General features: G+C 63.5%; 18 protein-coding genes. 12 read left to right on the forward strand and 6 right to left on the reverse strand.

Going from position 1 to position 22,544, the window contains the following annotated elements; translation table 11 throughout:
- Positions 1-40: 40 nt before the first annotated feature.
- Positions 41-2,884, reverse strand: a complete 2,844-nt coding sequence (locus tag O6R08_RS03595) for an FAD-binding and (Fe-S)-binding domain-containing protein (RefSeq protein ID WP_271418773.1) — start codon at positions 2,882-2,884, stop codon at positions 41-43.
- 79 nt (positions 2,885-2,963) lie between these two features.
- A complete protein-coding gene (locus O6R08_RS03600) occupies positions 2,964-3,626 on the reverse strand; it encodes a class F sortase (protein WP_271419216.1) in 663 nt (220 codons plus the stop codon).
- Between the two features lie 440 nt (positions 3,627-4,066).
- Here O6R08_RS03600 and rpsA point away from each other — a divergent pair, with 440 nt between their 5' ends.
- Positions 4,067-5,563 carry a 30S ribosomal protein S1 gene (gene rpsA / locus O6R08_RS03605; RefSeq protein ID WP_271418774.1) on the forward strand — a complete coding sequence of 499 codons (1,497 nt, stop codon included), beginning with the start codon at positions 4,067-4,069 and terminating at the stop codon, positions 5,561-5,563.
- 119 nt (positions 5,564-5,682) lie between these two features.
- On the opposite strand, the gene O6R08_RS03610 is transcribed toward rpsA, so the two are convergent.
- Positions 5,683-6,438, reverse strand: a complete 756-nt coding sequence (locus O6R08_RS03610) for a hypothetical protein (RefSeq protein ID WP_271418775.1) — start codon at positions 6,436-6,438, stop codon at positions 5,683-5,685.
- 149 nt (positions 6,439-6,587) lie between these two features.
- Positions 6,588-7,331: a cobaltochelatase subunit CobN gene (locus tag O6R08_RS03615; RefSeq protein ID WP_271418776.1), complete on the reverse strand. Its 744-nt coding sequence runs from the start codon at positions 7,329-7,331 to the stop codon at positions 6,588-6,590.
- 254 nt (positions 7,332-7,585) lie between these two features.
- Here O6R08_RS03615 and O6R08_RS03620 point away from each other — a divergent pair, with 254 nt between their 5' ends.
- The 11 genes from O6R08_RS03620 (at position 7,586) to O6R08_RS03670 (ending at position 20,989) form a co-directional block, all read left to right on the forward strand.
- On the forward strand, positions 7,586-8,998 hold the full coding sequence (locus O6R08_RS03620; RefSeq protein ID WP_271418777.1) for an HtaA domain-containing protein: 1,413 nt from the start codon (positions 7,586-7,588) through the stop codon (positions 8,996-8,998).
- Between the two features lie 78 nt (positions 8,999-9,076).
- Entirely contained in the window at positions 9,077-10,189 is a 1,113-nt protein-coding gene (locus tag O6R08_RS03625) for a heme/hemin ABC transporter substrate-binding protein (protein WP_408640129.1), read from the forward strand.
- Complete coding sequence (locus O6R08_RS03630; RefSeq protein WP_271418778.1) at positions 10,186-11,244, forward strand: FecCD family ABC transporter permease; 1,059 nt, start codon at positions 10,186-10,188, stop codon at positions 11,242-11,244. The genes O6R08_RS03625 and O6R08_RS03630 overlap by 4 nt, the downstream gene beginning before the upstream one ends.
- Entirely contained in the window at positions 11,244-12,050 is an 807-nt protein-coding gene (locus tag O6R08_RS03635) for a heme ABC transporter ATP-binding protein (RefSeq protein ID WP_271419218.1), read from the forward strand. Before O6R08_RS03630 ends, O6R08_RS03635 begins: the two co-directional genes overlap by 1 nt.
- Entirely contained in the window at positions 12,050-13,735 is a 1,686-nt protein-coding gene (locus tag O6R08_RS03640; protein ID WP_271419219.1) for an ABC transporter ATP-binding protein/permease, read from the forward strand. The genes O6R08_RS03635 and O6R08_RS03640 overlap by 1 nt, the downstream gene beginning before the upstream one ends.
- Positions 13,732-15,405, forward strand: a complete 1,674-nt coding sequence (locus O6R08_RS03645) for an amino acid ABC transporter ATP-binding/permease protein (protein ID WP_271418779.1) — start codon at positions 13,732-13,734, stop codon at positions 15,403-15,405. Before O6R08_RS03640 ends, O6R08_RS03645 begins: the two co-directional genes overlap by 4 nt.
- A 37-nt stretch (positions 15,406-15,442) precedes the next feature.
- A complete protein-coding gene (locus O6R08_RS03650) occupies positions 15,443-15,934 on the forward strand; it encodes a transcriptional regulator (RefSeq protein ID WP_271418780.1) in 492 nt (163 codons plus the stop codon).
- The gene (gene coaE, locus O6R08_RS03655) at positions 15,934-16,560 is read left to right on the forward strand and encodes a dephospho-CoA kinase (RefSeq protein ID WP_271418781.1); all 627 of its coding nucleotides are present in this window, start codon (positions 15,934-15,936) and stop codon (positions 16,558-16,560) included. The genes O6R08_RS03650 and coaE overlap by 1 nt, the downstream gene beginning before the upstream one ends.
- 58 nt (positions 16,561-16,618) lie before the next feature.
- Positions 16,619-17,629 (forward strand): YeiH family protein, encoded by a 1,011-nt coding sequence (locus O6R08_RS03660; protein ID WP_271418782.1) that lies wholly within the window; start codon positions 16,619-16,621, stop codon positions 17,627-17,629.
- 63 nt (positions 17,630-17,692) lie between these two features.
- The gene (gene uvrB / locus O6R08_RS03665) at positions 17,693-19,798 is read left to right on the forward strand and encodes an excinuclease ABC subunit UvrB (RefSeq protein WP_271418783.1); all 2,106 of its coding nucleotides are present in this window, start codon (positions 17,693-17,695) and stop codon (positions 19,796-19,798) included.
- 198 nt (positions 19,799-19,996) lie between these two features.
- Positions 19,997-20,989, forward strand: a complete 993-nt coding sequence (locus O6R08_RS03670) for a TerC/Alx family metal homeostasis membrane protein (RefSeq protein ID WP_271418784.1) — start codon at positions 19,997-19,999, stop codon at positions 20,987-20,989.
- A gap of 21 nt (positions 20,990-21,010) precedes the next feature.
- Here O6R08_RS03670 and O6R08_RS03675 read toward each other — a convergent pair whose 3' ends face one another.
- The gene (locus O6R08_RS03675; RefSeq protein ID WP_271418785.1) at positions 21,011-21,667 is read right to left on the reverse strand and encodes an MBL fold metallo-hydrolase; all 657 of its coding nucleotides are present in this window, start codon (positions 21,665-21,667) and stop codon (positions 21,011-21,013) included.
- 45 nt (positions 21,668-21,712) lie between these two features.
- A complete protein-coding gene (locus O6R08_RS03680; protein ID WP_271419220.1) occupies positions 21,713-22,354 on the reverse strand; it encodes a maleylpyruvate isomerase family mycothiol-dependent enzyme in 642 nt (213 codons plus the stop codon).
- Between the last annotated feature and the right edge of the window lie 190 nt (positions 22,355-22,544).

Genomic DNA, 22,544 nt, shown 5'->3' on the forward strand with positions numbered 1-22,544 from the left:
GCCGAGATGGGCCGGGCCAGCGGGGACGACGAATCAACGATTATGCCGGGGCGTACTCCACCATCCGCTCGGCAAGGACCGAGAGCACATGACGCCACGGCTTCCCGGTGGCCCTTTCCATGCCAAGTTCACAGGTGCGGTTCGCCGACACGTAGAGGTCGAAATCTCGCGTTGCCAGTTCGGCTGCCTCCCGGCGGGTGGCTGATTCGGTGAGCTCGGGATGCAACATGCCTCGATCGCCGGCGAATCCACAACAACCCCACGCGTCTGCCACGACAACCTCGTCAGCGACGGCCTCGGCGCAGCGTCTGAGGGCGTCGTTCCAGCCCATCCGAGTGGAGGAGCAGGTGGGATGAAGGGCGGCCGACCTTACCTTGGGCAGGGATGGCATGATCGTCAGCACCTCGTCGGCGACATACTGAACGGCGTCGACGACCCGGATGCCCTTGACCCCCTCGTACTCGAGTTCGTGTACGAATCCTTCCGAGCAGCTGACGGCATCGCAGATGATGGTCAGTTCGCCATCCCCGTTGGCCCGACGCATGATGTCGACGACACGACGCCTCATCGTCGCGTATCCCGTCGTCATTCCTTTGGACTTCCACGGTGTGCCACAGCACAGCGCATTGATGCCCTCGGGGACCGTCACCCCAATTCCAGCTGCGGTGAGCAGCGCGATGATCGAGAATTCCGTGGTCTGTTCGCCTGGCGCCGCAGCGCCGAACATGGTGTTGACACAGGCTGGCAGGTAGATGACCTCTGGTCGTCCTGTTGGGGCACTGCGATGGCCGGCCCTGCGTCGCGGCCCGCCACCGGGCAAGTCGTCGGAAACCGTCGGGACTCGGTCGGCCCCCAGCACAGCGCGTGCCGCACCGGTGAGCACATTGGTGGCGGCAGCCGGAATCGGCTTGATGGCAGACATCCCGGCGCTCGCCGCGGTGACGAAGGGGCCCCATCCCTTGGCGGCCAGGTCCCAGGTGGTCTGCCAGGCAGCCGGGTTCTGCTCGGCTCGCAGGCGACGAACCAAGTCACCGGTATTGATGTGCAATGGGCAGTTCGTCTCGCACATCCCGTCGACAGCGCAGGTCTGCACCACCGGGTAGGTGGCGCGTTGCCCAAGATCGGCAGCCAGCTCCTTGTCACCGTCGGCACGGGCCTGAGCGATGGCACGCTGCATGACGATGCGCTGACGAGGGGTCAAGGTGAGATCGCGGGACGGACAGACCGGCTCGCAGTATCCGCACTCGACGCAGCGATCGACCTCCTCCTGAACGGTCGGGGTCAGCTTGATCTCCTTGAGGTGCAGCTTGGGGTCGTCAGTGATGATGCTGCCGCAGTTGAGCACACCTGCCGGGTCCACGGCATCCTTGACCTGCCGCATGATCCGGTAGAGGTCGGCCCCGTACTGACGCTCCACGTAGGGGGCCATGATGCGTCCGGTCCCGTGCTCGGCCTTGAGGGTACCGTGGGCGTCGAGGACGAGGGTGACCATGTCCTCGGTGAAGCGTTCGTAGCGGTCCAAGCCCTTCTTCTCCCGAAAATCCTCGAGGACCAGGAAGTGGATGTTGCCGTCCTTGGCATGGCCGAAGATGATCGACTCGGGGTAGTTGTGCTCGCTGAACAGCTGCTGCAGATCCCCGCACACCCCGGCGAGGGTCTCGACGGGAACGGCAATATCCTCCAACAGGGCCGTCTGGCCAGACGCTCGGGTGCCGGCAATCTTGGCATACAGGCCATTGCGCAGGGTCCAGATCGGCCCGCGAACCGCAGGGTTGTCGGTAAAGGTGGGCTCGTTGACGAGGTCAAGCCTGGAAATGACGGCGTTGCCAGCATCGATGGCATCCCTGCGGGCCTGCTCATCGGGGCAGTGGTACTCGACCAGAAGGGCGGCGTCGGTGCTCCCGGGGGCTGGCGGGATGATGTGGCCGTTGGCTGGGTCGTCGCGGCACAGCTGGAGGGATGCGGAGTCCAGGAGTTCGGTGACGGTGACGCCGGATTCCACCAGGGCGGGAAGAGCTTTGGTCGCGGCGTCGAGAGTCGGGAAGTGGAGCAGGGCAGTGGCCAGTTTCGGCATGATCTCCACGGTGTTCATGACCGCCGAAGAGATGAACCCGAGGGTCCCCTCCGAACCAATCATGAGGTGGGAGAGGATCTGGGCCGCAGTGTCGTAGTCGAGGAAGGAGTTGAGCCCATAGCCCATGGTGTTCTTGCGCGAGAATTGGAAGGCGATCTCGTCAGCGCGGGCCTTCTCACGGCATTGGTCGCGCAATGCCAGCAGGGTGTCGACCAGTTCTGGCTCGTCGTGGGCCAGCTTGTCCTCGCACTGGGGGTCGGAGGTGTCGACGACGGTCCCTGAGGCCAGTACGAAGACCATGGAATCGAGGGTCTGGTAAGAGTTGGCGACGGTGCCGCAGCTCATGCCTGAGGAGTTGTCGGCGAGGACTCCACCCAGGGTGCAGGCCACCGACGAGGCCGGATCAGGGCCGAGCTTGCGTCCGTACCTGGCAAGGACCGAATTAACGGAGACGACGGTCGCCCCAGGCTGGACGCGAACCTTGCGGCCGCCGTCAAGAACCTCGATGCCCCGAAACGACCGACGAGTGTCGACCATGACCCCGTTCGTCAGGCCCTGCCCAGACAGGCTCGTCCCGCCCGAACGGAAATTGACAGCTACCTTATGGCGTTTGGCGGCTGCCATGGCTGCCGCGACATCGGAGGTTGATCCGGCTCGGACGAGGACGCCGGGGGTCAGTAGGTAGTGGGATGCGTCGGGGGCGACTGCAGCCAGTTCGAGAGGATCGTGGCTGACCTTGGCTGGTCCGAGCGTCTTGTGTAGATCGGAGAGAAGTGAGGATGATATGGACGAGCGTGCACCACGGTTCATGAACCTAACTGTAGGTATGCCTGAACGTGCACGCTCGTCTCGGGGTAACCGTTTGTGAAGTTGTGGTGAACTTTTGGGGTCATGCGACCGGATTGGCGTAGAACAGCACGCGGGACGCCCAGTCGTCCTTGCCTCGGTAATCGTCACAGACGACGATGACGATCTGAGCGGGACCGTTGTCGTCGTAAAGGACATTCGAGTTCGGATCGTAATTCTTGACCATGATCTTCGTCTTGTGATCGAAGCGGTAGCAGACTGTCTGCCCAGCCTTGTCACTGATACGAATGATGTCGCCGGTCTTCAGATCGGCCAGCAAGCGGTTTCCGATGGCCCCACCCTTGTGGTAAGTGTGCCCATTCAGGGCGACCTTGCCCTTGTTGGAACCCGGCATCGGTCCTTCGTTGAACCAAGCCCACGAGGACGGATCGCTCTTCGGCGGGGTGGCAGCTGCGCCAGTGCTATCGACACCGAGTGCCATCACCTTGGCGGAGACCTTCATGCCGTCGATGGAGTACTTGGTGGGCATGATGGGCTTCGGGTTCGTCATGCAGCCGGCAGGAACGGGGCCCTTCTTCTGCGGCGTTGCCGCGGCCGCAGAATCGGCTGCTGACGTTGTTGCAGCAGGGACATTGGACGAAGCCGTGGAGGATGAGGCTGCCCCACCCGCGGCGGACTCGTCGTCCTTGTTGCGCTGAACGAAGATGGCGGCGATACCAGCGATGATGAGGGCGACGACCACCACGATTGCGGCGATCCGCCACTTCGGGCCGCTGGAGCGGGGGCCTCCGTCGTCAGGAGTAGTGGAATCGGTCGACGGGTCTTGGCTCTCGGGGTGAGGATACTGATCAGTCATGACTGTGATGTTCTCCAGGTCGTGTAAGGGTTGAGTCTCGGGGTGGATGCCCCGACTGATTGGGCGTGTAACGAAATCGGTTTTACGAATGCAGGGTACCTTCTCCTGGCAATGACCTCCCACATGCTCAACGTTGTGTTGACGGAGTGCGTGACGATCACGTGTCGGCGAGGGGGATGACGCTGGTTGACCCCTCGAGGGGCCAAGTATTACGCTGGTTTCTGCGTTGTGGTCTGTGCGATCTCGGACGGGAGTAGATCGCGCTCGATCCCCAAGGTCAGGGCTGCACCGCATTCACACCACCTGACATCAATCGGAGTCCTAACTACATGACCTCCTCCACTGAGGCCTCCACCTCGAACCCGGTCGACATCGACCAGCAGAATGCCGCCAACACCGCCGATGGATCCGTGGCGGTTGACGACCTTGGCAGCCCGGAGGCCTTCCTGGCCGCTGTGGACGCCACCATCAAGTACTTCAACGACGGCGACATCGTGTCTGGCACCGTCGTCAAGGTGGACCGCGACGAGGTTCTCCTTGACATCGGTTACAAGACCGAGGGTGTCATCCCGTCCAAGGAGTTGTCGATCAAGCACGACGTGGACCCCTTCGAGGTCGTCAACGTCGGTGACGAGATCGAGGCCCTTGTCCAGCAGAAGGAGGACAAGGAAGGTCGCCTCATCCTGTCCAAGAAGCGCGCTCAGTACGAGCGCGCCTGGGGCACGATCGAGCAGATCAAGGAAGAGGACGGCGTCGTCACCGGTACCGTCATCGAGGTCGTCAAGGGTGGCCTGATCGTCGACATCGGCCTGCGTGGCTTCCTCCCCGCATCCTTGGTTGAGATGCGCCGCGTCCGCGATCTCCAGCCCTACGTCAGCCAGGAGATCGAGGCCAAGATCATCGAGCTCGACAAGAACCGCAACAACGTTGTGTTGTCTCGTCGCGCCTGGCTCGAGCAGACCCAGTCCGAGGTCCGCCAGAACTTCCTGCACGAGCTGCAGAAGGGGCAGATTCGCAAGGGTGTCGTCTCCTCGATCGTCAACTTCGGTGCCTTCGTCGACCTCGGTGGTGTGGACGGTCTGGTCCACGTCTCCGAGCTGTCCTGGAAGCACATCGACCACCCGAATGAGGTCGTCGAGGTTGGTCAGCCCGTCACCGTCGAGGTGCTGGACGTCGACATGGACCGCGAGCGTGTCTCGCTGTCTCTCAAGGCGACCCAGGAAGATCCGTGGCAGGCCTTCGCCCGTCTGCACCAGATCGGTCAGATCGTTCCTGGCAAGGTGACCAAGCTTGTCCCGTTCGGTGCCTTCGTCCGCGTCGAGGACGGCATCGAGGGTCTGGTTCACGTCTCCGAGCTGGCCGAGCGCCACGTCGAGATCCCCGAGCAGGTCGTCACCGTCAACGACGATGTCATGGTCAAGATCATCGACATCGACCTCGACCGTCGCCGCATCTCGCTGTCGCTCAAGCAGGCCAACGAGGGCATCGACGTCCAGTCCGACGAGTTCGATCCGTCGCTGTACGGCATGACCGCCTCCTACGACGAGGACGGCAACTACATCTACCCCGAGGGCTTCGATCCGGAGACCAACGAGTGGAAGCCGGGCTACGACGAGCAGCGCATCGCTTGGGAGCAGCAGTACGCCGAGGCCCAGGCTCGCTGGGAGGCTCACCGCAAGCAGGTCATCGAGGCCGAGCAGGCCGACCAGGAGGCCGCCCCAGTCGACAGCGCTGGCCAGTCCTCCTACACCAGCGGCCCGGCTGAGGGCTCGCTGGCGTCCGACGAGGCTCTGCAGGCTCTCCGTGACAAGCTGACCAACAACTGATTGGTCGACCCATCGCAACGTGGGCCCCGCCATTGTGGCGGGGCCCCACGTGTTTGTGGGTAGGAGTGTGAAAGAGCCGAGCCCCGACAGATCGAGGCTCGGCAAGGTCAGGCTAGGACTTACTTGGTTGCGGCTTCCTTGAGGGTCTGGCCGTAATGCTGCTTGAACCAGGACGCGATGGTCTTGTTATCGCCCTCAGCGCCCTGTTTCACCATGTCCCAACGAGAACCCATACTCTTGAGCGTTTCGGTGATGTCGGTGCCGTCGTTTTTGGCGGCCTTGGTCATCTTTCCGCTGGCCAGATCAACGGTGAAGTTGTACTCCTGGCCCATGGCATCGCTGTACTTGTGCTTGATCATGGTGTTGGAGTTGAAGTCGTAGGTGTAGTGGTCCTTGAATGGCTTCTCGGTGCTCGGGTCAATCTTGGTGAGCACAACCTTGTGAGCGGATCGGTCGATGGAGATGGCGAGGCCAGCGTCTGCAAATGGGGAACCGGTGGTGACAGTGTCAGTGAGCTTGCCGCCCTTCTCGACGAATTTGCCCGACGAGCCGTGACGCTTCGTGGCCGGAGCCCCTGCGCCGCGGTGGCTCTTCTTGGTGGCCTTGTGTGCCGAGGTGTGCGAGGGGCTTCCAGACTTCGTGGCCGGAGCCCCTGCGCCGCGGTGGCTCTTCTTGGTGGCCTTGTGTGCTGAGGTCTGTGACGAGTCGTGTCCCTTGTCCTGGGTCTTGTGCGCTGAGGTCTGAGGGGAGTACTCATTTCCCTTGCCCCCAGAGGTCGTAAAATCATCGTCCTCCTCCGTGACCGCGCTCGACGAGGCATGTGAGGGCGTGGAGGATACTGATGCCGCTGATGCAGGAGTGGACGGCGACGCCACAGTAGATAGCGTGACAGACGAGGATGCCACAGCAGACGGGTTGCCAGACGGTATGGCGGACACTGACGAACCAGATCCGGAGTGGCCACACGCGGTCGCGGTGAGGGACAGTCCGAGAACGAGTCCGGTTGTGAGTAACTTGCGCGGTTTCATTGGTGTTCTCCTTGGGGTTGATTGTTTCCGTGTGGTCCGTCCTCCAGACCGGCGTCGAGGTCGATCAGGAGGTCGGTGAGTTCCTGGATGCGCGACTGGTCGGGATGCCAGTAGCTGCGTCGTTGCATCGTCAAGAGACTTGTGACGACCGACATCAGAGCTGTGGGATTGTTGGCTCGCAGACGTTCCCGGACCGCCAGGTCGTCGATGTAGCACTCGTGCATGCGCTCGATCGCCCATTCGGGTACCGCTTTCGCAGTGGCCGCCAGCCCGAGGACATTGGTGAATCTCTTGGCGATCTCGTCTCCACCGTGCTGGTCGTGGGAGAGCATGGCGTCGATCCACGCCGGGTTGAGGGCTCGAGTTCGCAGGCCGCGCACCGTGGAGTCCTCGATGTCGTCGACGTGGATGGTGGGGTCGACGGTGTCACAGATGACGGCCTGGGGACGCTTGCCCCGGGTCCGTTCGACCCCGGACATCAGTCCGCCGATGAACTCGTAGTAGTGGTCGAGGTCGCTGATCTCGTACTCGTGGTTCGACCGTGCCTGGGTGACCAGTTCGACCTGGCCGAGATGGGCGTCGAACAGCTCCGGAGCCGCATCACCATGGTGGGTCCGGGTGTAGACGTGGTTCATGCGGCGCGCGTAGATCTCGGCGAGGTCGCCGTCAGCACCCCAGGAGTTCGTCTCGACGATGGAGGTCAGCGAGGTGCCGTAATCAGTCGGGGAGGGGCCGAACAACCGCGCCCGGGACAGCTCCGGATTCTCACCGGTATTCGTTGTCGAAGAGACGGTTGCGTGGCAACGATCGGAAGCTTAGCAAGCCTGAGTGGGAGTCGTCCCGGGCCCCCGTATCTCCTCTTGTCAGCGCGGTTGTAACCAACGTTCCAGCCCGCGCGCGTCAAGGAGTGAGACCCTTGCGCATAGCACTTAGGTAAGGCTACCCTACAGGTGGGCTCAAGGAGAGCCTCATGTGTTAGCAAAGGGGACGTCTCATGACCACATCGGCCATGCGCAGACTCGTCGCCAGCGTGCTCGGGGCCATGGTGGCTCTGGCCGGAGTTCTTGTTTCTCCGGCAGCGTGGGCGGCCGACGGTCCGACTGTGACCGTCTCATCAGCATCTCGCGATGGTGGCAAGGTCACCATCACCGGACAGGGATTCGCGGCCGAAGGGACCGGCGTCTACGTCGCCGTCGCTCCCTCATCGGTCCAGGAGTTTTATGGCAATTCGGACAAGTTCGTCGGATATGACCCAAACGCGTCCATGACGGAATCTGCCTCCACGATCTGGGTCTACCCACCGGCGATGAAGGCCGTGGGCTCCAAATTCGCCCAGGGTGCACCGATGGCTGCAGACGGTTCGTTCACCATCGAGATGTACGTGCCTGCCTTCGAGAAGGGTAAGGACTACGTCGTCCTGACCACCAAGGCCCACGGCGTCGGGAAGCGCGACAAGACCAATGACACTCGTACCACGGTGACCTATGAGGCTGTTCCGGCTTCCCCGGCACCAGGTGCGTCGGAGTCCCCGTCGGCTCCAGCCAAGCCCAGCACCCCTGCCAAACCGAGCACCCCGGCCAAGCCGGGCGTTCCTGCCAAGCCCAGCACCCCCGCCAAGGCCTCGTCCACGATCAAGCCTGCTCCGGCCAAGCCGGCTGCTACCACCCCGGCTCGCCACCGTACCGTCACCAAGAAGGTCTGCACCGCTGGCCAGTCCAAGGTCACCGCAGGTTCCCTGAAGTGGGGTCTGCGCACGTCATTCACCAGCTACCTGCGTGGTCCGATCGCCAATGGCTCCTGGAAGCTGTCGAACGGCGCTGAATGGGACGGCTCGGCCTTCACCTTCCCGCTGAGCAACGGATCCTTCGATCCCGCCACGAAGTCGGGCACCCTCAACTATTCCGGGACCGTCCACATGACTGGTCACAACGGCATCCTCGACATGACGATCGCCAACCCCACCTTGGTTGTCAAGGGATCGACGGGTCACGTGTACATGGACGTCAAGTCCTCCTCGATGGACGGCAAGAAGACCGATTACGGACGAGTTGACTTCGCCACCTTCTCCACGTCCACCTCGGGAAACGTCAAGATCGCTGGCTCCTCGGTCAAGCTCACCGCCCAGGGGGCGAAGGCCTTCGCCGGGTTCTACAAGACTGGTGAGCCGATGGATTCGCTGTCCTCGAGCCTCACCCTCTCCACCGAGAAGGTGTGCCACGACGTCACCGTCGATGCCGTCACCGGCAAGATCATCAGCGGGGGCAGTGGCTCTGGACACACCCTGCCCGCCACCGGTGCCCTCGGACCATCGACCGCCCGCGGTGACCTCGCTGCTGCTGGCAGCGTGGCCTTCATCGTCGTCATCTCGGCGGCCCTCGCGTGCCGGCGCCGCTACTGCGAGCTCTGATCCATCCATCCCGATTCACCTCAGGTGGGGGTGAGGTCAGCCGACCTCGCCCCCACCATCTCCCTGAAAGGTCATCCCATGCCTCGGATGCGCCGTCGAATTGCCGGAGTCGGCCTCGTCCTCGCGATGCTGGTTGCCGGGTGTGGCCCTTCCTCCGCACAGTCCCAGACATCTCCCCAATCCGTGGCCTCCGCGGCGTCGTCACCGTCGTCACCGTCGGCGCACCCGAGCACTCCCGCCACGACGGCGCCGAAGCTGCCCGACCCGCGTAGCCTTCGCGGCCTCACCGAGGTGGCGGAACTGTCTGACCCGGCACCCGTCAATGGGTCGTTCAACCAGAAGCTTCCGGTTACGGTCACTGACGTCGAGGGCAACAAGGTGACGATCACCGACACCTCCCGAATCCTGGCCCTCGACCTCTATGGCACCCTCTCCCGTACCCTCATCGGACTGGGCATGGGAGACAAGATCGTCGGGCGCACCGTCTCCTCAACCGAGGACCAGTTACACGATCTGCCCGTCGTCACCGAGAACGGCCACGTCCTCAACGTTGAGGCTATTGCCGCCCTCAAGCCGTCGGTGATCATTGCTGACCGTAGCGTTGGCCCTCGTGAAGCCCTTGATCAGCTTCGCAAGTCCGGGATTCCCGTTGTTCTCGTCGACCCGCATCGCAGTGTCGACACCACCCCCGATCTCATCCGCACGGTCGCGAAAGCAGTAGGTATGCCTGCTGCCGGTGAGGCCCTGGTGAAGCGCACCCAGGGCGAGATCGATGCGGCCAAGAAGCAGATCGCCCAGTGGGCACCGAAGAAGCCGATGAAGGTCGCCTTCCTCTACGTGCGTGGCACGGCCGGCATTTTCTTCATCCTCGGGTCCGAGGACGGGGCCAGTGAACTCATTCACGGTGTGGGAGGCGACGATGTTGCCGGGGACAAGGGAATCAAGAGCGTTGCTCCCGCCAATGCGGAATCCCTCGTCTCCCTCAACCCGGATGCCATCTTCGTCATGAAGGCCGGGCTGGCCTCCACCGGCGGCATGAAAGGTCTGCTGGCCAGAGCTGGAGTCGCCAACACCACTGCCGGCAAGAACCAGCGCGTCATCTCCATCCCGGACGGTATCTCCCTGTCCTTCGGACCGCAGACCGGCGAGGTGCTCACCTTGGTCGCCAAGGCACTGTACGGGGTCAAATGAGCGCGCTCGCCCAGCCCGCGAAGGCGCGGACGGGAATGGCCCGACGAGCGCGAACCCGAGTCGTCACGGTAAGCCTCCTGGTCGTCATCCTGTGTTGCCTGGTGCTGGTCTCGGCGATGGTCGGGCAGTACCGAGTCGAGGCTGCTGATGTTGTCAGAGCCGTGTTCGGGCGTTCGTTGTCCGACCCGATGGCGACGTCAGTGCTGTGGCAGATTCGGTTCCCGCGTATCGTCCTGGGCCTGTTGGTGGGAGCCAGCCTTGCGGTGGCCGGAACTGTCATGCAGGCGCTGTTCTCCAACCCTCTTGCTGAACCCGGTGTCATCGGCGTCTCGTCGGGGGCTGCGGTGGGGGCGTCGCTCATGATCGTGGTGGCTCCCACCTTCCTGTCCGGATTCGGGGTTCCCGCGGCTGCCTTCGTCTCGGGATTACTGGCGGCCAGCGCCGTCTACGTCATGGCACGCTCCGGACAACGGGCGGAATCGACGACCCTCGTGCTGACCGGCATCGCGGTGACGGCGATCTGCTCGGCGATCACATCGGTGTCGACCTTCGTCGCCCCGACGACCGCACGAGACCAGATCGTCTTCTGGCAGATGGGCTCCCTCAACGGGGCCACCTGGAATCAGGTGGCGACAGTGGGGACGGTGGCCGCAGTGGGCATCGTCTGGGCCCTGCTCATCGCCGCCAAGCTCGACACCTTGGCCCTGGGGGAGAGGGCTGCCGGACATCTCGGCATCAACGTCAATCGGCTGAGGTTGTCGTCGATCGCCCTGACAGCCCTGCTCACCTCTGCCGCGGTGGCCTACGCCGGGGTCATCACCTTCGTCGGACTGATCGTGCCCCATGTGCTTCGGCTGATCATCGGACCGGCGAACACATGGCTCATCCCGGCCTCCTTGCTGGGCGGATGTGTGTTGGTGACCTTGTCAGACGTCGCTGCTCGCACCCTCGTTCCGTACGCCGACCTTCCCATCGGCATCTTCACCGCCATCGTGGGCGGGCCAACCTTCTTCATCCTGTTACGACGGGGGATGCGACGAGGGGGAGCGTTGTGATGATCCGTGCCCGTGATGTGTCCTTCCGGTACGGGGAGCGCACGATCCTCGACGGGGTCGATCTCGACGTCGAGGCCGGGGAATTCGTCGGCCTGCTCGGGCCCAACGGGGCCGGCAAGACGACCCTGTTGAGCGTGCTGTGTGGAGACCTTGACGGGTGGCAGGGAAGCGTCGAACTCGACGGGGTGCCGCTGCAGGACCTCACGCGACCCGAGTTGGCCCTGCGCCGCTCTGTCATGCCCCAGTTCAGCGAGTTCCCGTTCTCCTATCTGGTTCACGACATCGTCATGATGGGACGTGCCCCGCATCCGCGCAGTTTCGATGACGCCCTCCTCGTCGAGGCTGCGATGGAGCGCACCGAGGTCACCGCCCTGGCAGACCGGGAGGTCACCGCCCTGTCAGGAGGCGAACGCTCCCGGGTGACCCTGGCCCGGGTGCTGGCCCAGGACGCCCGCTGTGTCTTTCTCGACGAGCCGACCGCTGCCCTCGACATCTGTCATCAGGAACGCACCATGGCGATCTGTCATGACCTGGCTGCAGCGGGATGTGCCGTGGTTGCAGTGATGCATGACGTGGGATTGGCGGCAGCCTGCTGCGACCGCATCGCCCTGCTCTCCGAAGGCAAACTCGTGGCCGTCGGCACACCCGAGGAGGTGGTCACGGAGAGTAACCTCAGCCGCGTGTACGGATGGCCCATTGACGTCATCACATTGCCGACCGGGGAAATTGTCGTCCTGCCCAGACGGTCCCGGACGACCATCCGAGACGAGCGAAGGACACCATGCCCACAGATACAACAGCGGTGATGTCTCCCCGGTCGACCCATCGGGCTCGACAGGTGGCAGCAGTACACCTCCTCGAGGTCACTGCCACGGCCGTCGTCCTCGTTGCTGTGGGACAGGCCATCGGTGGTCACCTCGAGGGATTCGTCCTCAGCCCTGGGTGGTACTGGGCGATGGGAATCGGCGGCGTTGTCGCGGCGATGGCAGCAGGAGTCGCGATGGGGATGTCAGGTCGTCATGCCCGTGCCGAGGAAGCTGCCCTGCATCCTCGAGTCCTCGATGTGTTCTATCGGCGCTCCCTGTCCGCGCCACCTGCTCCCGATGAAGGTGGCAGGGTCGTCACCTTGGCCGGTGACAACGCCGAGCGGGTGAGCGAGTACCGTCAGGTGTTCTACCCGGACATGATCGCCGCATTGGCCACTCCCGTCCTTGCATGTCTGGGGATCCTCATCGGTCTGGACTGGCTCACCGGGCTCGTCCTGCTGGCGATGTGCCCTCTCATCCCGGCCTTGATCACGGGATTCCTCAAGCTTTTCCGCAAGAGGTCGGCGCAGTCGCGGCAGGAACGTGCACGCCTGAGCGCTGCCTATCTGGACGCCATTTCCAACCTCGTCCTCATCAGGATGCTGGGGGCCGGTCAGCGGGTCGAGGATGATCTGCGTCAGCGGGGAGAGGCCAACCGTGCCACGATCATGAGGTTGTTGGCGGGAAATCAGGTGGTCATCATCATCGTGGACGGCCTGTTCTCCCTGCTGTTCATCGTCATGTCGTCGGGGATGGCCATGACGCGCTGGCGCGACGGCCACATCACGGCGACCTCGGCCATCACCATCGTGCTGCTCTCGGTTCTGTTGCTGGAACCGCTGCATCAGGTGGCGGCCTTCTTCTACATCGGCATGGGTGGCAAGGCGTCGCAGAAGGCTCTCGGCAGGTGGTTCGACGAGGCCCCGCAAGCCCCGGCATCGCATGGGTCCACCAGCAGCACAGGTGAGGGTTCGGGAGCCATGACCCTGCGCGACGTCACTGTGGGGTACGGCGACTCAGAGATCCTGCATGGCGTGGACCTCGTCATCGCGGGCGGGTCCCGAACCGCCATCGTCGGGCGTTCGGGGGCCGGGAAGTCAACCCTCCTGGGGGTCATGACAGGGACGTTGCCCCCGCGCAGCGGTCAGGTCGTCGTCGACGGTCTCGACGCCGAGATCGCCGGGCCCGGCGCCATCCGTGGCGCCAGTGCATCGGTCAACCAGCGGACCTGGTTGTTCGCCGGCACGATCGCTGACAACCTCGCTGTAGCCAACCCGCATGCCACGGCCGAACAGATGTGGGATGCCCTGAGGCGCGCCGATGTCGCCGACGAGGTGGCGTCGATGCCTCGGGGGCTGGACTCTGATGTCGGCGAACAGGGCTGTCTGGTCTCAGGGGGTCAGGCCCAGCGTATTTCCCTGGCGCGGGCCTTCCTGTCGGGGCGGAAGATCCTTCTCCTCGACGAGCCCACCTCCCACGTGGACATGGATTCGGAGCGGCGCATCATCGACGCCATCTCCAGGATTGGTGACGACACCACGGTCGTCATGGTCACCCACCGACGCCGTCTGTTGGAACTGGCTCGTGACGTCTACCGGGTCACCGACGGCACCCTCGTACCCCTCAGTGCTGACGAGGTGGCTCGCGAGGACACGGAGAGAGCCGAGAGGCAGGATCGAGCATGACTGAACCGTCGACGCGCGAGGTCGTGACGTGGCTGACCGGAATCACCCGTCCGGTTCATCCGCCGCTGTACTTTTCGGCGGTCATGAGGGTCCTTCACCTGGTTGCCGACATGGGGTTGTTCGCGGTGGCGGCCGGCGGAATGGTCGCCGTCGTCACCTCTGGCTGGTCTGTGGGGGCCTGGCTGGGATGGTTGGTCGGGCTGGCCCTGGTGCAGGCTGCGGCCTTCTACCTGGAGCAGTTCAGTGGCCATTACGTGGCCTTCAAGGCTCTCGAAGTGTTGCGCACCCACGCCTTTTCCCAGTTGTGGCCCAAGGCTCCGGCTGTTGTCAGTCATTCGCGCACCGGTGATGTGTTGGCCAGCCTCACCCGGGACGTCGACCGCATCGAGGTCGTCTACGCCCACACCTTTGCTCCCGTCGTGGCAGCTTTCTTGGCCCCGCTCATCGCTGTCATCACAGGGGGAGTGGTCTACGGATGGTCAGTGGTGGCCATCCCTGCGGTCATACTGGTGGCCCTCATCGCGGTCCTGCTCGTCGTCGGGACGAGATCCAGCCTGCACGCCACCCATGAGGTTCTGGGATTGCGACGCGAGTTGGCTGCTCACCTCACCGATTCTGTCTTCGGTGCGGCTGAAGTGGTGGGGTACGGTCGCCAGGACGACCGGATGGCCGAGATGGCTCGTCTCGACAGCCAGATCGCCGAAGGGGCGGCCAAGGCGCGCCGATACGTCGCCGTGCGGCGAGCCGCGTGCGTGGCGGCGGCGATGGGGATCGTCGTCTCAGTGTCCCTGATGGCGATCCATGAAGGGGTTGGTCCTGTCGGGGTGTGTGCCCTGGCCGCCGCTGGCCTGAGGATCGTCGAGGGGCCGCGTGGCATTGAGGATGCTGTCGGGTATCTTGACCATTCCTTGGCGGCGGCACGGCGGTTGTGGCAGATCAGCCACTCGCCCATGGAGGTCGTGGACGGGCCACGAGAGTTGTCCTTGGACCATGCTCCGACAGTCGAGTGGCGCGACGTCACCTTCTCCTACCGTGAGGCCGATGGAACGGTCCTGCCTCCTGCCCTGGAGGACGTGAACCTCAGCGTTCCTGCCGGTGGGCACGTCGTCGTGACGGGGGTGTCGGGTTCCGGGAAGACGACCTTGGTGAATGTGTTGCTGCGCCATCACGACCCCGATTCCGGCCAGGTTCTCCTCGACGGTGAGCCGGTCTCGTCGTTCACCCTGGACTCGCTGCGTCGTTGCATCGCCGTGGTCTCCCAGCGTGTGGAACTGCTCAATGCGTCGATCGCCGACAACCTGCGACTGGCCGTTCCCGATGCCAGCGACGATGACTTGTGGCAGGTGCTGCAGGAGGTCGGACTGGCTGATGAGGTGCGCGGGATGGAGGACGGTCTGAGTACGGTCATCGGTCCACGAGGAACAAGGTTGTCGGGAGGTCAGGCCCAGAGATTGACGGTGGCACGGGCCATCCTGCAAAAGCCCAGCATCCTCGTGCTCGACGAGTTCACCGCATCAGTTGATCCAGGACTGGCCGCAGAAATCCGAACCAATCTGGCACGATGCCTGCCTGAGGTGACAGTGGTGGAGATCAGTCATGGTCTCGACCACGATGGTGAGGTCGTCGTCATGGACAGGGGGCGCATGGTTGACCCGGCCACCATCGGGTGAGGCCACGTATGCTGGTGCCACGACTGATGGAGGTGTCATGGGAGCTGCGCGAGGTGCCACGGCAGCCCTGATCCTGATCACTGCCGCCGCGATGGCCGGCTGTGCCCATTCGGACGAGGGTTCCAGTTCCGACGAGGCTGTCAGGCCGGCGGCCACCCAGGCGAGTTCCGACGTCTCCAACCTCGGGGTGGGATGCGATGCTGCGCTGGCCAACCGGATGGTCAAACCCGCCACGGTTGCCGCTGTGACAGGGTGGAAGGGCAAGACCGTCACGGTGTGCCTCATGGACTCCGACGGGAAGGTCAACGAGTCCATGCAACAGACCTTCAACGGTGATGACGACATCAAGGACGTCATCTGGGGCAATGCCGAGACCGCCCAGGACCGACCTGCCACCTGTCACCCGAAGAAGGATCAGTGGACCATGATCATCGACCAGTCGGGCAAGGCGTGGCGTCTGACCCCGTTGGACTGCGTCACGACCCCCGGCGGGTCGTTGACCCCGTCTGAGGAGAAGACGTCATCCTGATGCCACGTCGAGACGAAGAATCCCGCATCATTCGGGTTGGCTTGACGGGCGGAATCGCCAGCGGCAAGTCGACGGTGGCCCAGCTGTTGGCCGCACACGGCGCCGTGGTCATCGATTACGACCAGCTCTCCCGTGACGTCGTGGCAGTCGGATCCGAGGGGCTTGGCCAGGTCGTCGACATCTTCGGCGAGAAGGTGCTGCACGACGATGGTTCCCTGAACCGTGCTGTGCTGGGGTCCATCGTCTTTGCTGATCCCGCTGCCCGACGGCGTCTGGAAGGCATCATCCACCCGCTGGTCGAGGAGGCTGCGCGACGAGTCGATGACCGAGCCCGTGGCGCAGGTGGTCAGGTCGTCGTGGTCCACGACATTCCCTTGCTCGTGGAAACTGGCAGGGCTGACGAGTTCGACACGGTTGTCGTCACCGATGTGGACCCTGCCGAGCAGGTGCGACGTGTCGTCGAGAGGGACGGGGGCCGCGAGGAGGACGCCTGGGCCAGGATTCGTGCCCAGGCTTCTCGGCAGGAGCGTCTCGAGGTTGCCGACATCGTCATTGACACCGCCCGTCCGCTTGAAGACCTTCCCGGCGAGGTCGATCGGGCCTGGGATCGCATCCTCGGGAAGTGAAGAATTTTGCCAGGGGGCGGTCGTTCCCTTCAGAATTGGTCGTGGGACAATATGCGCCGTGCCACAATCTGTGTCGAAACTTTTGCCCGGTTTGGGGCTGATGGCCATTGCGGCCGCAATGTCATACGGGATCAGTCACTTTGTTCCCCTGCTGTCCAGCATGCTCATCGCCATCATCCTCGGGGTGATTGCGCGTAATACCAAGTTGATCCATCCGTCAGCCGAACCTGGAGTGGCCTTCACCAACAAGGTCGTCCTGCGTACTGGTGTCGTCCTGCTCGGTCTGCGACTGTCGATACCGACGGTGATGTCGTTGGGCTGGGCTCCCATCGTCGTCATCCTCGTCACCTTGACGGTGACCTGGTTCGCCACCACCTACATCGGCCGTGCGATGAAACTGTCCGGGCCGACCCGTATCCTCACCGCCACCGGTACCGGCATCTGTGGTGCCGCAGCAGTGGCCGGTATGTCGGCTGTCGTCCGCCCCGACCTCAAGGGCGAGGAAGGACGCGGTCAGGTCGACGATGCTGCGGCCACCGCAGTGGCATCGGTGACCGTCTTCGGCACCGTGGCACTTCTGCTCCTGCCCTGGTTGGCCGGCGTCATGGGGCTGACCGCGCGTCAGACTGGCGTGTGGCTCGGGGCGTCCATCCACGAGGTTGGTCAGGTGGTCGCTGCGGGCAATATCGCCCATGTCACTGACGTCGCCGTGGTGACCAAGCTTGGTCGCGTCGTGTTGCTGGCTCCCCTCATTGCCCTGGTGGGTCTGTCTCAGAAACGCAGTGCACAGCGTCACACCGGGACGAAGATGGGGCCGATCATCCCGCACTTCGTTGCGGGGTTTCTCATCATGGTCGTCATCCGGTCGATCTTCGATCTGCCCTCCTGGCTGGTCGGAGGGGTCAATGAGATCGCCACGATCTTGTTGACGGCCGCCATGGCTGCGATGGGTGCCGGTGTCCGCATCAAGACCATCGCATCGACGGGTGGACAGGCCATCGGGCTGGGCGCCATCTCAGCGGTTGTTGCTGCTGGTGTCTCCCTGCTTGCTGTCGTTGCCCTGGTCTGAGTTCCCACCGGGCTGAATCTCGGGGGTGCCGCATCGGGGCGGCGTCGAACTAGGGTTGTCCCCATGCGTCCCGTCACCGACATCACTCGCCGTGTTGCGCCCTTCCACGTCGTCAGTGAGTTCGAGCCTTCTGGCGATCAGCCGCAGGCCATTGCGGAGCTGGAGAAAAGGGTCAACAACGGTGAGCAGGATGTCGTCCTGCTTGGTGCCACTGGCACGGGTAAGACGGCGACGGTGGCGTGGCTGGCGGAGAAGTTGCAGCGGCCGATGCTCGTCATGCAGCCCAACAAGACCTTGGCGGCCCAGTTCGCGCAGGAGTTGCGCACCTTCTTCCCCGACAATGCCGTCGAGTATTTCGTCTCGTACTACGACTACTACCAACCTGAGGCCTACATTCCGCAGACGGACACCTACATCGAGAAGGACTCCAGCCTCAACGAGGAAGTTGAGAGGCTGCGTCACTCCGCGACGAACTCCCTGCTGACCCGACGAGACGTCATCGTGGTCGCCACCGTCTCTGCCATCTACGGTCTGGGTACTCCGCAGGAGTATGTCGATCGGATGATCCCGCTGGAGGTTGGCCAGGAGTGGGACCGTGACGAGCTGCTACGAGACCTCGTCACCAACCAGTACGTCCGCAATGACCTCTCGGGGGAGCGCGGCACCTTCCGAGTCCGCGGGGACACCCTGGAGATCTTCCCGGTCTACGAGGAGAACGCCCTGCGCGTGGAGTTCTTCGGTGATGAGATCGAGGCCCTCACGACGATGCACCCGCTCTCCGGTGAGGTCATCAGTGAGGACGAGCAGGTCTACGTCTTCCCGGCCACCCACTACGTTGCCGGACCCGAGCGTATGGAGAAGGCGATCGCCTCGATCCAGAAAGAACTGGAGGAGCGCCTCGGGGTCCTGGAGCGTGACGGCAAACTGTTGGAGGCCCAGCGGCTGCGGATGCGCACCACCTATGACGTCGAGATGATGCAACAGGTCGGTTCCTGCGCCGGGATCGAGAACTACTCGCGTCACATTGACCAACGCGCTCCCGGCTCGGCCCCGAACTGTCTGCTCGACTACTTCCCCGAGGATTTCGTGCTCGTCATCGACGAGTCCCACGTCACCGTCCCACAGATTGGTGGCATGTACGAAGGTGACATGAGCCGTAAGCGCACCCTCGTGGAGCACGGTTTCCGGCTGCCCAGCGCGATGGACAACCGTCCTCTCACCTTCGACGAGTTCACCCAGCGGATCGGCCAGACCGTCTACCTGTCGGCGACTCCCGGGGCTTATGAGACCGAGCGGGCCGATGGCGTCGTCGAGCAGATCATCCGCCCGACAGGGCTGGTGGATCCCGAGATCATCGTCAAGCCCACTCGTGGCCAGATCGACGATCTCATGGCCGAGATCCGCGCGCGAGTGGAGCGTGACGATCGTGTCCTGGTGACGACCCTGACCAAGAAGATGGCCGAAGACCTCACCGACTACCTCATGGAACACGGCATCCGGACCCGCTACCTGCACTCGGAGATCGACACCCTCAAACGCATCGAGCTTCTCAAGGAACTGCGTATGGGCGAGTTCGACGTCCTCGTCGGCATCAACCTGCTGCGAGAGGGACTCGACCTTCCTGAGGTGTCCCTGGTGGCGATTCTGGACGCCGACAAGGAAGGATTCCTGCGCTCGGAGCGCTCCCTCATTCAGACCGTCGGCCGTGCGGCTCGAAATGTCAACGGCCAGGTCATCATGTACGCCGACCAGATGACCGACTCGATGCGGGTTGCCATCGAGGAGACGAATCGGCGTCGCGAGATCCAGATGGCCTACAACGCCGAGCATGGCATCGACCCCCAGCCGCTCCGCAAGAAGATCGGCGACATCACTGAGATGTTGGCCCGCGAGGAGGCCGACACTGACGCCTTGGTCGAGAAGTTCAACTATGGCAAGGGCCATCGCGGCTACAACTCGATGATCACCGACGAGCAGCGGGCGGCTCACGGCAAACGCCTTGACACCTCGACGATGGCCGAGGAGGATCTCGGCGCCCTCATCGTCGAGCTGACCAACGAGATGCGCTCTGCTGCTGGTGAGCTCAAGTTCGAGGTGGCGGCTCGTCTTCGTGACGAGATCGCGGAGTTGAAGAAGGAATTGCGCCAGATGGTGGAAGCGAACCGATAATCCGGTCGTGACTCGCGTCGGATGAGGCGGATGTGAGACAATGGCAGTCCTTGGAGGGGAGTACTCCTGAGAAAAGTGTGGTCGTCATCACGATCGTGCCATCACGGTCCGGCTGCACAGCCTCGGTAAAGCGGCATCCGTCGCACCGATGCGGACGAGACCTCCGGACCTTCTCGCTAACTCATGGGAGGCCCGGTTTTGCACGTTCACGCGTCTGTCTGGATCATCACCATCTTGGTGATGGGAGCTCTACTCCTCTTCGATGTCATGGTCTTGGGACGAAGACCCCACGTCCCTTCCACCAAGGAATGCACCGCCTTCGTCGGTGTCTTCGTCGGCCTGGCCGTGTTGTTCGGCCTGGGGGTGTGGATCCTCCAGGGGCATGCCGCAGGCGGTCAGTTCTTCGCGGTGTGGTTGACCGAGTACAGCTTGTCGATTGACAACCTGTTCATCTTCCTCATCCTCATGGAGAAGTTCAACGTCCCCCGGAAGTTGCAGCAGTTCGCTCTGCTGGTCGGCATCATCGTCGCCCTGGTCTTCCGAGGTGTGTTCATTGCTCTGGGCCAGGCGATCCTGGAGGCCTGGGCCTGGGTGTTCTTCATCTTTGGCGCCTTCCTGCTGTACTCGGCGATCGACCAGGTGCGTGAGTACCGTCATCGGGACGACGAGGACGAGGACACCGGGGAAGAGGGCCGCTTCATGTCGTGGTTCAAGCGCACGGTTCCGACCACTGGTGACTTCCGCGGCACCAAGTTCTTCGTGCGTGAGAACGGCAAGACCTTGGCCACCTCGATGTTCATGGTCTGCGTCGCGCTGGGCATGACCGACCTGCTCTTCGCCCTGGACTCCATCCCCGCTTCCTACGGCCTGACCAGTGAGGGCTACCTCATCTTCACCGCCAACGTCTTCGCCCTCATGGGTCTACGCCAGTTGTACTTCCTCATCGGGAGCCTCCTCGAGCGCCTGGTGTACCTGTCGCTGGGCCTGGCCGTCATTCTGGGTTTCATTGCTCTCAAACTCATCGGCCACGCCATGCACCACTACGGCCTGGATCAGGCCTGGTTCGGTATCACTACGGAGGTCTCGATCGGCGTCTCCCTGGGCGTCATCGTCGCGACCCTGCTCGTCACGACCGTCGCGAGCCTCATCAAGAGCGCCAGGGACGACGCGAAGGCCAAGACCGACGCCTGATCGGCGTGCCCGCGGTTGGGATCACCAGCCGCGGGCACGCCACAACGGAAGGTTGGGTCTCTCCTCCCCGACCGTCGTGGCGTCCCCGTGTCCGGGGTGGATGACGGTCGTGTCGGCCAGTGGCGCGAAAACCTTCATGCAGACGTCGTTGTAGAGCTGTTCGAATTCGCGGCTTCCACTGGTCTTGCCGAAACCGCCGGGGAAGAGGGAATCCCCGGTGAGGACGTGGTCGCTCGGGTTGCCGCGTAGCCGCAGAGCGATGGATCCGCGGGTGTGGCCCACCAGGCCGATGATGTCGAGGTCGATGTCGCCGAGGCGAAAGAGATCTCCGTCCCACACCGTGCGGCAGGTCACGCCGGTGCTGGCCTCGATGGCTTCGGCGTCGGGTTCGCCACACCAGGGCTGGGCGCCGGTCATGGCAATGATCTCGCTGAGAGCTCCGGTGTGGTCGGCGTGACGATGGGTCGTGATGACGGCGCCGACCTCGGAGTCACCGATGACGGCCTTGAGCCGTCCGGGTTCTGCTGCCGCGTCGACGAGGATGGCGGGGCCAGCGCCGGGATGAATGAGGTAGGCGTTGTTGTCCATCGTGCCCACCGAAATCTTGATGAGGTCGATGTCCTCGTTGACCCTGATGAGGGCAGCCTCGGATCCGGGATCGACGTGGTAGAGCGGCATGACGATTCCTTCCTGAAACGAGCAGGCGATCGGCCGGGCGGTGGGTCAGATGAGCATGGGAACGGCGAGCTGGCTGGCCCCGGACAGACGCGAGGTCCCGCCTCTGCCCGACAGCCATCCTGCCAGTGCCCCGTCAGGCCCGTGAACCGTGGTTGCGAACCCGACACCGCCAATGCGATCAATCAGCCCGGAGTCGGAGACGATACGCATGGCAGGAACTTCTGGGCGGTCACGTAGCCGGAAGCACACCCACTCCAACAAGGTTCGGGATGCGACATCGGGAAGGTCGTCGACGGTCATCCCAAGATCGAGGTCGACGTGATGGAGTGCAATTTCGGCAAGCCGTAGGGCCGGCAGGTCGGTCGCGTCGACACGGATGTCGTCAGTGAGCCAGACTGCGGTGCCCGGTTCCATGCCTGCAAGGGAATCGAAGGTGCGGTTGAGAGAGCCTGCTGTGGTGTCCAGATCGATCTGCAATTCCACCCCGGGGCGTTCCGAGCCGCGTTCGATGTCGCGGTCGCGGATCTCGTCGGAGGGATAGAGGCGGGGGACCTCATGGTCAGCGACGACGGCCCGTGCCACGGCCTCCAGGGCCTCGGCATTGCGGGCAATATGGGTGGCAATGTGCGCGCGAGTCCACCCAGCCAGCCTGCTGGGAGCCTGCCATTCCTCCTCGGACAAGCCCATGGTGGCCCCAAGAAGACGTTGGGTGGCGTCTCGTTTGGTGGCGCGGATCTCGTGGAGGGGAGTGCTTGGACACAGACCTGGAGGTCGTGCGACTGCGCTCATGCCGTCCAACCTACTGGGACTTCACCGAAGTTGCCAGATGGATGTTCGCAAGACGAGACTGTTGACTCCGGGGGGACAGGGCTTCGGG

This window comes from Cutibacterium equinum, from assembly GCF_028021195.1.
Classification (GTDB): domain Bacteria; phylum Actinomycetota; class Actinomycetes; order Propionibacteriales; family Propionibacteriaceae; genus Cutibacterium; species Cutibacterium equinum.

Coding starts and splice junctions, on each gene's coding strand:
- O6R08_RS03640 (WP_271419219.1), top strand. CDS start 12,050: ATGTCTCCCCGGTCGACCCATCGGGCTCGACAGGTGGCAGCAGTACAC.
- O6R08_RS03595 (WP_271418773.1), bottom strand. CDS start 2,884: ATGAACCGTGGTGCACGCTCGTCCATATCATCCTCACTTCTCTCCGAT.
- O6R08_RS03620 (WP_271418777.1), top strand. CDS start 7,586: ATGACCACATCGGCCATGCGCAGACTCGTCGCCAGCGTGCTCGGGGCC.
- O6R08_RS03645 (WP_271418779.1), top strand. CDS start 13,732: ATGACTGAACCGTCGACGCGCGAGGTCGTGACGTGGCTGACCGGAATC.
- O6R08_RS03680 (WP_271419220.1), bottom strand. CDS start 22,354: ATGGGCTTGTCCGAGGAGGAATGGCAGGCTCCCAGCAGGCTGGCTGGG.
- uvrB (WP_271418783.1), top strand. CDS start 17,693: ATGCGTCCCGTCACCGACATCACTCGCCGTGTTGCGCCCTTCCACGTC.
- coaE (WP_271418781.1), top strand. CDS start 15,934: ATGCCACGTCGAGACGAAGAATCCCGCATCATTCGGGTTGGCTTGACG.
- O6R08_RS03675 (WP_271418785.1), bottom strand. CDS start 21,667: ATGCCGCTCTACCACGTCGATCCCGGATCCGAGGCTGCCCTCATCAGG.
- O6R08_RS03650 (WP_271418780.1), top strand. CDS start 15,443: ATGGGAGCTGCGCGAGGTGCCACGGCAGCCCTGATCCTGATCACTGCC.
- O6R08_RS03630 (WP_271418778.1), top strand. CDS start 10,186: ATGAGCGCGCTCGCCCAGCCCGCGAAGGCGCGGACGGGAATGGCCCGA.
- O6R08_RS03625 (WP_408640129.1), top strand. CDS start 9,077: ATGCCTCGGATGCGCCGTCGAATTGCCGGAGTCGGCCTCGTCCTCGCG.
- rpsA (WP_271418774.1), top strand. CDS start 4,067: ATGACCTCCTCCACTGAGGCCTCCACCTCGAACCCGGTCGACATCGAC.
- O6R08_RS03635 (WP_271419218.1), top strand. CDS start 11,244: ATGATCCGTGCCCGTGATGTGTCCTTCCGGTACGGGGAGCGCACGATC.